This window comes from Ewingella allii (assembly GCF_044430645.1).
Lineage (GTDB): Bacteria > Pseudomonadota > Gammaproteobacteria > Enterobacterales > Enterobacteriaceae > Ewingella > Ewingella allii.
The window spans coordinates 1-12,275 of the sequence record NZ_JAWUDN010000005.1 but is presented as its reverse complement, the minus strand read 5'-3'; the positions used below and the strand labels follow the sequence as shown (position 1 = coordinate 12,275).

Annotated in this window: 10 protein-coding genes; 7 read left to right on the top strand and 3 right to left on the bottom strand. The window is 55.0% G+C overall.

What is annotated here, in order from left to right:
- Positions 1–5: 5 nt before the first annotated feature.
- Both viaA and ravA read right to left on the bottom strand, forming a co-directional pair.
- On the bottom strand, positions 6–1,475 hold the full coding sequence (viaA, locus tag SBO83_RS12450; protein ID WP_396131729.1) for an ATPase RavA stimulator ViaA: 1,470 nt from the start codon (positions 1,473–1,475) through the stop codon (positions 6–8).
- Between the two features lie 3 nt (positions 1,476–1,478).
- Positions 1,479–2,987 carry an ATPase RavA gene (ravA, locus tag SBO83_RS12445; protein WP_396131728.1) on the bottom strand — a complete coding sequence of 503 codons (1,509 nt, stop codon included), beginning with the start codon at positions 2,985–2,987 and terminating at the stop codon, positions 1,479–1,481.
- Between the two features lie 301 nt (positions 2,988–3,288).
- Here ravA and kup point away from each other — a divergent pair, with 301 nt between their 5' ends.
- The 7 genes from kup (at position 3,289) to rbsR (ending at position 11,186) form a co-directional block, all read left to right on the top strand.
- On the top strand, positions 3,289–5,157 hold the full coding sequence (gene kup / locus SBO83_RS12440; protein ID WP_396131727.1) for a low affinity potassium transporter Kup: 1,869 nt from the start codon (positions 3,289–3,291) through the stop codon (positions 5,155–5,157).
- A gap of 210 nt (positions 5,158–5,367) precedes the next feature.
- Positions 5,368–5,787 carry a D-ribose pyranase gene (gene rbsD, locus SBO83_RS12435; protein ID WP_396131726.1) on the top strand — a complete coding sequence of 140 codons (420 nt, stop codon included), beginning with the start codon at positions 5,368–5,370 and terminating at the stop codon, positions 5,785–5,787.
- A gap of 7 nt (positions 5,788–5,794) precedes the next feature.
- A complete protein-coding gene (gene rbsA / locus SBO83_RS12430) occupies positions 5,795–7,300 on the top strand; it encodes a ribose ABC transporter ATP-binding protein RbsA (RefSeq protein ID WP_396131725.1) in 1,506 nt (501 codons plus the stop codon).
- A gap of 6 nt (positions 7,301–7,306) precedes the next feature.
- Positions 7,307–8,278 (top strand): ribose ABC transporter permease, encoded by a 972-nt coding sequence (rbsC, locus tag SBO83_RS12425; RefSeq protein ID WP_034794402.1) that lies wholly within the window; start codon positions 7,307–7,309, stop codon positions 8,276–8,278.
- Between the two features lie 23 nt (positions 8,279–8,301).
- A complete protein-coding gene (gene rbsB, locus SBO83_RS12420; RefSeq protein ID WP_034794404.1) occupies positions 8,302–9,192 on the top strand; it encodes a ribose ABC transporter substrate-binding protein RbsB in 891 nt (296 codons plus the stop codon).
- Between the two features lie 56 nt (positions 9,193–9,248).
- Complete coding sequence (gene rbsK, locus SBO83_RS12415; RefSeq protein WP_396131724.1) at positions 9,249–10,178, top strand: ribokinase; 930 nt, start codon at positions 9,249–9,251, stop codon at positions 10,176–10,178.
- Positions 10,179–11,186 (top strand): ribose operon transcriptional repressor RbsR, encoded by a 1,008-nt coding sequence (gene rbsR / locus SBO83_RS12410; protein WP_396131723.1) that lies wholly within the window; start codon positions 10,179–10,181, stop codon positions 11,184–11,186. It abuts the gene before it with no gap.
- Here rbsR and SBO83_RS12405 read toward each other — a convergent pair.
- Positions 11,172–11,861: an FCD domain-containing protein gene (locus tag SBO83_RS12405; RefSeq protein ID WP_396131722.1), complete on the bottom strand. Its 690-nt coding sequence runs from the start codon at positions 11,859–11,861 to the stop codon at positions 11,172–11,174. The genes rbsR and SBO83_RS12405 overlap by 15 nt on opposite strands.
- Positions 11,862–12,275: the final 414 nt, after the last annotated feature.

Here is a 12,275-nt window from a genome sequence, read left to right as displayed (position 1 = left end):
AGCGATTAAGGCCGCTGCCAGCGACGCTGAACGCGGCTTTTCATCCCGGTATCAAAGCGCCAAATGTGGTCGAAGATGCGCATGATGCCGGGCTTGCCGTATTGCGACATCGCCAGAGCATGAAAACGGTGATGCTTATCCTGCTGCAAATGCTTCACTCTCTTCTTAACCTCTTCTGGCAGCCGCTGGGCGATGAAATCCGAGATGATCACCGCGTCGGCGTCCTGCCACTCGGGTGATGACAGCTTATCTAAGGTGGCGGTCAGGCAGGCAGCCAAGTCGGTTCCGCCCCTGAAATGCTGGCCGAGAAAGCGCAAAGCCTGATCCAACCCGTTGGAAGAGGTTAACTCGTAATGAATCACCTGACTGGCGAACAGCATGATGTAGCAGCGGCGGTTGTCGGCCAGCGCAATTCTCAGCAGCGCCAGACAGAACGCTTTGGCGCACTGCTCATTAAATCCTCCCATTGAACCCGAAGTATCCACGCAGATGACAAAAGGCCCGCGCGGCTGGGGTTCTTGCTGCTGATGCACCACCGGGCGTTTGACCACTTTTTCGCGCCACACGTCGCCTTGCAGCCGGTAGGTCATTAGGCGCTTTTCCAGCAAGCGCCGGTAAAACTCATACTCCAGCTCGGGGATCCCCAACGTCCCCAGCTCGGTGGGCATTAGGCGCAAAATATCGTCGCTCTGATGAATGCCGTTCACCTCTTCGGGCACCGTGGCGGGCTCGCGCACCATCAGCCGATGTTCTTCCATCTTGGCATCTTCGTGCGGGCTGGTTTTGGCTTTCTGACTGCGACCCAGCTGCTCGGCGAGCCTCTGCAACTCAGGCTGCTGCTGCAAAAAAGCGCCGTAGCGCGACAGCGACTGCACTTCGCCGCGCTGCCGCTGGCCCTTGCTCATATCCCACAGCCGTCCGGCGGCGGCATCGTTCTCTGCTAATAAAGGAGAGAGCTCGCCGCTGAGTTCCAGCCGCTGCTGTAGCTCTTCCTGCAACTGTTCCTGTTCCTGCTCGAGCAGCTGATGATGAACGGTCACCGTCTGGAAAGTAAGATTCAGCCGCCAGCGCTGGAGAAACAGAGTGTGGAAGCTATTGCCGGTTTTCGGCCCGCGCGTCTCCTCGGCGTTTTGCTGCAACGAGCGCGCCTCGGTAATAAAGGGAGAGTTTAGCGACTCAAGCTGCTCAATCAGCGCAGGCAGCTCGGCCTGAAAGGTGGCGGCGTCAATCTGCTGGCAGTGCTGATAAAGGTAGAACTCTTTGGCGAGGTCCGGCGGCACCGGCGTATCGTGGATACGCTGGCGCAGTCTGAACTTCCATTCGGGCAGGTCTTTGGTCAGCGCACGCTTCAGTCGTGGGAACTTTTCGAAGAAAATCGCCAGCTGCGGCGTGGCCAGCAGGCCGATGATCAGCTCTTCGATCAGCTCACCTTCGCTGATCGACAATAAGAGATCGAGGGATTCCAGACTGAGCATGGATCAGTGCCCGCTGAACAAGTCTTGCTGGTGGCGGAGTTGCTCCGCCACCGTCAGCATGCTGGCTTCAATCTTCGCGGCCCACTCGGCGGCGACAAACAGGCAGTTTTGATGCTGGCTGAACTCGTGGCGCTGCTGGTTAAACTTGGCATTCAGCCCTTCCAGCGTGCTTTTCATCTCATCGGGAACGGCAATCTGCTCTTTGCCCGGCAGAGTCAGCGGCGTCGACTGGCGGCTGATATCCAGCACCAGAAGCTGCAGCTTGTCATCCACCTCCGCCTCAATGTTCTGCGCGAACCCCATGCCGTTGAGCTTCACCTTCAGAACCCCTCCTTTATTAAGCCACTCGTCGAGCACGCTTCTTTCCACCAGCAGATGGGAAACCTGAATATCGTGCAGATGAAGAGGAGTTTGCAGCAATAGGGTCAGGCTGCTAGCCGCCAGCGTATCCGGCAGGCTGTATTGCGGCTTACGGCTAAAAATCCCAGCTTTTTTAAGCACTTTGATCGACTGTCTGGAGCTTTGCTGCTGCTGATACTGCATCCATTCCTGATTCAGCTGGCGCAGCTTCATTAATAGCGTCTGCTGCTGGTAAGCCTGTTCGGTGATCATCTGCTCGATTTGGGTTTGCAGCAGGTGATAGGTGTTCAGGTCGTGCCACAGGCAATCTTTCAGCAAAATCAGGTCGATAGGCGTGATGGCCTGACGGCCGCTGAAGAAGGCGCAGGCTTGCAGCAGGCGCAGGGCCTTCTTCCAGCGGCGGTCCGAGACGTAAGGCGCGGTGTCTAGCGCGTCCATACGCTGCCGCAGTTGGAAAATCAGCTCGAAGCAGGATTCCGGCAAGGCCACCTTATCTATTTCTGGCTGCCACTGCTGATACTCTTCATCGCTAATGCTCAGGGCTTCCGGCACCAGATTGGCGCTTTCGTTTGGCCGGGAAGTCAGCAAAGAGCGGAAATTCTGTTTATCCTGCACCTTGTCCAGCCATAGGCGGATTAGCATACGGTCATAGAGTGCCTCAAGGCTGCCGTCGGCCTCAGGCAGTTCATTGGAGGCGCTGACCAGCAGGCGCATCGGGATAGCATCCTCGCGCTCGCCGTTACGAAAGCGTCGCTCGTTAATGGCGGTCAGCAGGGTATTGAGGATGGCCGGGCCGGCTTTCCAAATCTCATCCAGAAAAACAATCTCCGCCTCGGGCAAATAGCCGGAAGTCAGGCGCAGATAGCGGCCTTCGTCTTTCAGGGCTTGAATCGACAGCGGGCCAAAAACCTCTTCTGGGGTGGAAAAGCGAGTCATCAGGTATTCAAAAGCGCGGGCGTGGCGGAAGGCAAACTTAAGGCGGCGGGCAATCAGGCTTTTAGCGATGCCGGGCGGCCCGAGCAGAAACACGCTTTCGCCGCACAGCGCGGCCAGCAGGCACAACCGGATGGCTTCCTGACGCTCGTACAGTCCGTGTTCTAAAGCATTGGCAAGACGGGCAATCCGTTCTGCAAGTAAAGGAGAATGCGCCATACTGAATCTTCCGGTTTCCGTGAGTAAATGAGATCAGTGAAATTACTGGGCTGGCAATGATAATAAACCATGGCCTATTTTTATTGATATAGCTTACGGATATAGATTGTTGATTACACAAATCTTTCTATTATAGATACTGTGGGTTTATCTGCGTTAATCGCCAATTCCTTGTTTATATAGGGGTAGGCAATTGGATTTATTCGTGCATACTGTGCGCCGTTTAGTGGGCATTCAGCCCTGAGCGCATCTTTCGCTTACGGAATTCTTTGCATAAAAGAGCAGCAAAAAGAAACCAATTATGAGCACAGAACATAAACGGTCACTCCCCGCAGTAACCCTGGCCGCCATTGGTGTGGTTTATGGTGACATTGGCACCAGCCCTCTCTACACCTTGAGAGAGTGTTTTTCAGGCCACTACGGCTTTAACGTTGAACCCAGCGTTGTCTTTGGTTTCCTTTCCCTGATTTTCTGGATGCTAATCCTTATTGTCTCGCTGAAATACCTCACTTTCGTGATGCGCGCAGACAACGCCGGTGAAGGCGGGATCTTGACCCTGATGTCCCTCGCGGGCCGTAACACCTCGGCGCGAACCACGGCGGTATTAGTGATCCTCGGGCTTATCGGCGGCAGCTTCTTCTATGGCGAAGTGGTGATCACCCCGGCGATTTCGGTGCTGTCGGCGATGGAAGGCTTAGAGATTGCTGCCCCGTCGCTCGACCCTTATATCGTGCCGCTTTCTATTACCGTCCTGACGTTACTGTTCATCATCCAGAAGCACGGCACCGGCATTGTCGGCAAGCTGTTTGCCCCGGTGATGCTGCTGTGGTTCCTGACGCTGGCGGTGCTGGGTATTAACAGTATTGCTCAAAACCCAGAAGTGCTGCGGGCCATGAACCCGATGTGGGCGGTGAACTTCTTTATTGAGCATAAATCCTTCTCCTTCTTTGCGCTCGGCGCGGTGGTGCTTTCCATCACGGGTGTTGAGGCGCTGTATGCCGATATGGGCCACTTCGGTAAATTCCCTATTCGTCTGGCGTGGTTCACCGTGGTGCTACCTTCGCTGGTGCTGAACTACTTCGGGCAAGGCGCACTGCTGCTCAAAAACCCCGAGGCGATTAAAAACCCGTTCTTCCTGCTGGCACCTGACTGGGCGCTGATCCCACTGCTGATTCTGGCGACCCTCGCCACCATTATCGCCTCGCAGGCGGTGATCTCCGGCGTGTTCTCCCTGACTCGTCAGGCAGTTCGTTTGGGCTATCTGCCGCCAATGCGCATCATCCACACCTCAGAAATGGAAGCCGGGCAGATCTACATTCCCGCCATTAACTGGACGCTCTATTTCGCAGTGGTTATCGTCATCGCCAGCTTCGAGCATTCGAGTAATTTGGCCGCCGCCTATGGTATTGCCGTGACCGGCACCATGGTGCTGACCTCGATTCTCTCCTGCACCGTGGCGCTGAAAAACTGGCACTGGAAAGCTTTCCTGGTCGGCATTCTGCTGGTAGTTCTGCTGTTTATCGACGTGCCGATGTTCGCGGCGAACGCCACCAAGCTGTTCTCCGGCGGCTGGCTGCCTCTGACTCTCGGCCTGTGCATGTTTATCGTGATGACTACGTGGAAAAGCGAGCGTTTCCGCCTTATGCGCCGAATGCACGAACACGGCAACTCGCTGGAAGCCATGATCGCCTCGCTGGAGAAATCGCCGCCGGTGCGCGTGCCGGGCACTGCGGTTTATATGTCCCGCGCCACTAACGTCATTCCGTTTGCCCTGCTGCACAACCTCAAGCACAACAAAGTGCTGCACGAGCGCGTGGTGCTGCTGACGCTGCGCACCGAAGACGCGCCTTATGTGCACAATGTTCGCAGGGTGACTATTGAGCAGCTCTCGCCGACCTTCTGGCGCGTGGTGGCGAGCTACGGTTTCAAAGAGACGCCAAACGTTGAGGAAGTGTTCCACCGCTGCGGGCTGGAAGGTCTGCCGTGCCGCATGATGGAAACTTCGTTCTTTATGTCCCACGAGTCGCTAATCCTCACCAAGCGGCCTTGGTATCTCTACTTCCGCGGCAAGCTGTTTATGGCTCTCAGCCGCAACGCGCTGCGCGCGCCGGACCAGTTCGAGATCCCGCCTAACCGCGTTATCGAGCTAGGGACGCAGGTGGAAATCTAATTCGCCTGTGGTGAACAAAGGGCACTTTCGAGTGCCCTTTTGCTTTTCTAAACGCCGTGAAAAGTCATTAACTCAAATTTAGCGCGGCTTTCTAAAACGGGTAGCGAAACGTTTCGACGGCGATCACAATTTCATCACAAGGCGATTGCCAGTTTCTAGCATCGTCATAAACTCAGCAGTGAGCGAAACGTTTCGCTGTCGGAGTTCACAATGAAGAAATCACCGCTTTTAAATGCCGAAATCTCCCATGTCATTGCCAGGTTAGGTCATACCGATCAGCTGGTTATTGCCGATGCCGGTTTACCGGTACCCGCATCTTCCCAACGCATCGATCTGGCGCTAACTGCCGGTGTTCCTACTTTCTTGCAAGTTTTTAAGGTAGTGACCCATGAGATGCAGGTTGAGCGCGCGATTCTCGCCGAGGAGATCGTCGAAAAAAATCCTCAACTCCATGAAGCGTTACTCGCGCAGTTGAAACAGCTTGAGCAACATCAGGGAAACACCATCAGCCTTGAGTACATCAGCCATGAGTCATTCAAGGTGCAAACCGAACACAGCCGGGCCGTGGTCCGTAGCGGGGAATGTTCGCCGTACGCGAACGTTATTCTTTGTGCTGGCGTAACCTTCTGAGGCCTTTATGCAACCTTTGCTGCAACTCTCAGGGATTGATAAAGCGTTCCCCGGCGTTAAAGCGCTCTCCGGCGCGGCGCTGAGCGTCTATCCGGGTCGCGTGATGGCGCTGGTGGGTGAAAACGGTGCCGGTAAGTCCACCATGATGAAAGTGCTGACGGGGATCTATCAAAAGGATGCCGGTTCGCTGCGTTTTCTGGGGAAAGAGGCCGCGTTTAATGGGCCGAAAGATTCTCAGGAAGCCGGGATCGGCATTATTCATCAGGAATTAAACCTGATCCCCCAACTGACTATCGCGGAAAACATCTTTCTTGGCCGCGAGTTTGTGAATGGTTTTGGCCGCATCAACTGGAAGAAGATGTACGCTGAAGCCGACAAACTGCTGGCGCGCCTGAACCTGCGTTACAGCAGCCATCGTCTGGTGGGCGAGTTATCGATTGGTGACCAGCAAATGGTGGAAATCGCCAAAGTGCTGAGCTTCGAATCTCAAGTCATCATCATGGATGAGCCGACCGACGCTTTAACCGATACTGAAACCGCCTCTTTATTTAACGTCATCCGCGAGCTGAAAGCGGCGGGTTGCGGCGTGGTGTACATCTCGCACCGCATGAAAGAAATCTTCGAAATCTGTGATGACGTCACCGTGTTCCGCGACGGCCAGTTCATCGCCGAGCGCCCGGTAAGCGAATTGCAGGAAGACACGCTGATCGAAATGATGGTTGGCCGCCGCCTTGAAGAGCAGTACCCGCGCCTCAAGCAAGAGCGCGGCGCGCTGCGCCTGCAAGTGCGCAATGTCTCCGGGCCGGGCGTCAAAGATGTCAGCTTCAACTTATATGCTGGCGAAATTCTCGGTGTCTCTGGGCTAATGGGCGCCGGTCGTACCGAGTTGATGAAGATTCTGTACGGCGCGCTGCCGCGTAAAGCGGGCTATGTCGCGCTGGATGGCCGCGAAGTTGTCACCCATTCCCCGCAGGACGGGTTGGCGAACGGCATCGTTTATATCTCTGAGGATCGTAAGCGCGACGGCCTGGTGCTCGGCATGTCAGTCAAAGAGAACATGTCGCTGACCGCGCTGCGCTACTTCAGCCGCGCGGGTGGCAGCCTTAAACATGCTGATGAGCAGCAGGCGGTCGGCGATTTCATTCGCATGTTTAACATCAAGACGCCGTCCATGATGCAGCCTATCGGCCTGCTCTCCGGGGGCAATCAGCAGAAAGTGGCGATTGCTCGCGGGCTGATGACGCGTCCAAAAGTTCTGATCCTCGACGAGCCAACGCGCGGCGTTGACGTCGGCGCCAAGAAAGAGATTTACCAGCTTATTAACCAGTTCAAGCGCGAAGGTTTGAGCATCATTTTGATTTCGTCAGAAATGCCAGAGGTTATCGGCATGAGTGACCGGATCATGGTGATGCACGAAGGCCATTTAAGCGGTGAATTCCCGATAGAACAGGCTACGCAAGAAGTGTTGATGGCAGCCGCTGTCGGCAAGCAATACGGCGTGACGCAGGAGTAATCAACTATGAGTTCTCAGACTATGCCAGCCAAAAAGGGCTGGTTCACAAAAGAATGGTTGTTAGAGCAGAAATCGCTGATTGCGCTGCTGGTGCTGATTGCCGTGGTCTCTTCCATGAGCCCGAATTTCTTCACACTGAACAACCTGTTTAACATTCTTCAACAAACCTCGGTCAACGCCATTATGGCCGTGGGCATGACGCTGGTTATCCTGACGTCGGGGATCGACTTATCCGTCGGTTCGCTGCTGGCCTTAACGGGCGCGGTGGCGGCATCGATTGTGGGCTTAGAAGTGAATGCGCTGGTGGCCGTCGCCGGTGCGCTGGCCTTGGGGGCGGCGGTAGGTGCCGTCACCGGGGTGATTGTCGCTAAAGGCAAGGTTCAGGCGTTTATTGCCACACTGGTGATGATGCTCCTGCTGCGCGGTGTCACCATGGTGTACACCAACGGCAGCCCGATCAGCACCGGATTCACCGATGTTGCTGATACATTTGGCTGGTTTGGTATCGGTCGCCCGCTGGGCATCCCGACGCCGGTCTGGCTGATGGTGGTGGTGTTTGCGCTGGCGTGGTACATGCTGCATCACACCCGTTTAGGACGTTATATCTACGCGCTGGGCGGCAATGAGTCCGCGACGCGTCTGTCAGGTATCAGCGTTGATAAAGTTAAAATTATCGTCTACTCCCTGTGTGGTTTATTAGCGGCTTTAGCCGGCATTATCGAAGTGGCGCGTTTGTCCTCTGCGCAACCGACTGCCGGTACCGGTTATGAGCTGGACGCGATTGCCGCTGTGGTGTTGGGAGGAACCAGCCTGTCGGGTGGTAAAGGACGCATTGTAGGAACGTTGATCGGCGCGCTGATCCTCGGTTTCCTGAATAACGGTTTGAATTTATTAGGCGTATCCTCCTACTACCAAATGATAGTCAAAGCAGTCGTGATATTGCTGGCTGTTCTGGTAGATAACAAAAGCAACAAATAACCTCCCCTACAGGAATTATGACCATGAATATGAAAAAACTGGCAGTTTGGGTTTCCGCAGCAGCAATTACCGCCTCTTTCAGCGCCAACGTATTGGCTAAAGACACCATCGCGCTGGTGGTTTCTACGCTGAACAACCCGTTCTTCGTTTCCATGAAAGACGGCGCGCAGAAAGAAGCTGACAAGCTGGGCTACAACCTGGTGGTGCTGGATTCCCAGAACAACCCGGCGAAAGAGTTGGCAAACGTGCAGGACCTGACGGTTCGCGGCACCAAGCTGATGCTGATCAACCCGACTGACTCCGACGCCGTGGGTAACGCCGTTGCCATGGCGAACCAAGCTAAGATCCCTGTGATCACCCTTGACCGTCAGGCAAGCAAAGGCGAAGTGGCAAGCCACGTGGCCTCTGATAACGCCTTCGGCGGTAAAATGGCCGGTGATTACATCGCTAAGAAAGTCGGTGAAAACGCCAAAGTTATCGAACTGGAAGGTATTGCCGGGACTTCCGTTGCCCGCGAACGTGGCAAAGGCTTCGCTCAGGCCGCTGAAAAGCACCACTTCACTATTCTGGCTAGCCAGCCGGCAGACTTCGACCGTACTAAAGGTCTGAACGTTATGCAGAACCTGCTGACTGCACATCCAGACGTGCAGGCGGTATTTGCTCAGAATGACGAAATGGCATTAGGTGCGCTGCGTGCCTTGCAGACCGCGGGTAAAACCGACGTTCTGGTGGTAGGTTTTGACGGCACCGAAGATGGCATCAAAGCGGTTAACAGTGGCAAGATGGGCGCAACCGTGGCCCAGCGTCCAGACCAGATTGGTGTGATTGGCGTTCAGACTGCTGATAAAGTGCTGAAAGGCGAAAAAGTGCCTGCTGTTATTCCAGTAGATCTGAAACTGGTTGCACAGCCGTAATTGACAGACTCTGCGCCGCTCCTGTTGGGCGGCGCAACATGACTCAGGGAACGCAAATGGATACAGGTAAACTGGTGGTTCTCGGCAGTATCAATGCCGACCATATTCTCAATATCAATCAATTCCCTCAGCCTGGCGAAACGGTGATCGGTAAACAATATACCGTGGCCTTTGGCGGCAAGGGAGCTAACCAGGCGGTCGCCGCCGGGCGCGCGGGCGCGGATATTTCCTTTATCGCCTGCGTCGGTGATGATGATATTGGTGAGCGCGTTCGTCAGCAGTTGGCCAGTGACAACATCGATACTTCTCCCGTTGAGGCAATCGCCGACACCACTACCGGCGTGGCGCTGATCTTCGTTAATGCCGAAGGCGAGAATGTTATCGGTATTGATGCCGGTGCGAATAAAGCCGTGACGCCTGACTACCTGAATCGTTATCAACAGAATATTGTCGACGCCTCGGCGTTGCTGATGCAATTAGAGTCTCCGCTAGAAACCGTGATCGCTGCGGCTAAGCTGGCGAAGCAGCACAACACCCAGGTTATCCTCAACCCGGCTCCGGCTTGTGAACTGCCCGATGAGCTATTGTCGCTGGTGGATATGATCACCCCGAATGAAACCGAAGCCGAGCGCCTGACCGGCATTCAGGTCAATAATAATGAAGATGCCCAACGCGCTGCGAAAGCGCTGCATGATAAAGGCATCGAAACCGTGATTATCACGCTAGGCAGCAAAGGTGTCTGGCTGAGCCAGCACGGCGAAGGCAAGCAGGTCAGCGGTTTCCGTGTCAAAGCCGTGGATACCATTGCGGCCGGGGACACCTTCAACGGCGCACTGGTCACCGCCCTGCTCGAAGGCACCGCCATGGACCAAGCCGTGCGTTTTGCTCACGCCGCCGCCGCCATTGCCGTGACTCGCCCGGGGGCGCAGCCTTCTGTGCCATGGCGTAATGAAATCGACGACTTCCTTGCGCGTCAGGAGTCCTGATTGGCCACCATGAAAGATGTCGCCCGCGTCGCGGGCGTCTCAACCTCCACCGTCTCTCATGTCATCAACAACAATCGCTTTGTCAGCGAGGCTATCCGCGAAAAAGTCACTGCGGCGATAGACAGCCTCAACTATGCACCTTCCGCCCTCGCCCGTAGCCTTAAACTGAACCAAACCCGGACGATTGGCATGCTGCTCACCGCCAGCAGCAACCCCTTCTATGCGGAAGTAGTGCGCGGCGTGGAGCGCAGCTGCTATGAACGCGGCTACAGCCTGATCCTCTGCAACACCGACGGCGACGCCGAGCGCATGAACCGCAGTATGGAAACCCTGCTGCAAAAGCGCGTCGACGGTTTGCTTTTAATGTGTACTGAGAATCATCGGCCGTCGCAGGACGCCATCAGCCGCTATCCGTCATTACCCATTGTGATGATGGACTGGGCACCTTTTGGCGCGGCGAACGATGTCATTCAGGATAACGCTCTGCTCGGCGGCGTGATGGCGACGGAGTATCTGATTAGCCAAGGATACCAGCGCATCGCCTGTATCACCGGCCCGCTGGATAAAACCACCGCCGTACAGCGACTGGATGGTTATCGTCAGGCCATGCACCAGGCGGGACTGCCGGTGTTACCGGGTTATGAAGTGATTGGGGATTTCGAGTTTGCCAGCGGCCTGCCCGCCATGGAGCAGTTGCTCGCCCTACCGGAGCGCCCCGAGGCGGTTTTCGCCAGCAACGACGCGATGGCGGTTGGGGTTTATCAGGCACTCTATAAAGAAGGGCTGCGCGTGCCGGATGACATCGCGGTCATTGGCTATGATGACATTCAGCTGGCGCAATATATGACGCCGCCGCTGACCACCATTCATCAGCCGAAAGATTCACTGGGGGAACTGGCCATAGATGCGCTTTTGCATCGTTTGAAAGAACCTGAAGCTGAGCCTCAGGTTCTGGTCTTAACGCCAGAGCTAGTGGTGCGCGGCTCGGTTGGCTCAATCCACCGCTAACAGCAGGTTTTGGCATGCCAGCAGAGCACCTTCGGGATCACTGGCCAGAATGGCATCAACCAGGGCCTGATGGTGTTCCAGCTTAATCACCTCATTCCCCGTGATGGCTCTAAAGTAGCTTTGATAAACCGAGCTGAACAAATTGGAGAATGAGGTCAGGAAGGGGTTCTTTCCGGCTTCATAGATAAGCTGGTGGAATTGGGTGTCGACTTTTATCCAGCGCTCGCGGTCAAAGCGATAATGCAGCTCCTTCATCTCCGCCATATATAAAGAAAGAAGTTCCTTCTGTTCCTTCGTCGCCGTAGTGGCGGCCAGTGCGCAAGCCTGGGGTTCGAGCGCGCGGCGCAAAATCACAAAGTGCGCCATCACCTGATCGAAGTTCTCGCGGGTCATCCACCAGTTCAACAGCTCCTGATCGAGGAAGTTCCAGTTTGATTGCGGCATCACCCGCGTCCCAATCCGTGGGCGGGGTAACAGCATCCCTTTGGCGGCCAGCGTTTTCACTGCTTCGCGTACCGCCGTCCGGCTTACCCCGAAAATATCCCCCAATTCAATTTCGCCGGGCAAGATGCTGCCCTCGGCATATTCAGCAGATAAGATGCGCTGGGCGATTTTCTCCGCCAATAGATAAGAAAGATTGCGCTGGGCGGCTTGTTGTTGGGCGTTAAGGGGCATTAAAAGGGCATCCTGAGATTCAGTGGTCTTATTATAGAAAAGAGTTTACCCCAGTGTTACGGGTCGAAAAGGCCATTTTGTGTAGAAAACTGGGTGATTGTTGTCCGTTTTGACGATGTTTGTTGAAAAAAAGAACGGTCAGTAATTTATTTGAAATTAGGGGTTGCGGCCTTCTGAGAACTCCCTATAATGCGCCTCCACTGACCGGGAACAACGACTGAGAAGTCGCTCGGTGAGGAAGATAAAGAAGACGATTCGAATGAATAATCTCTTGACTCTTCAGCGGGAAAGCGTATTATCTGCCTCCCGCGTTACCGAGAGTTTTCCGGTAACCAACGCTCTTTAACAATTTATCAGACAATCTGTGTGGGCACTCACAAGACGATATCAGCCACCTCGGTGGCAAAAAATATC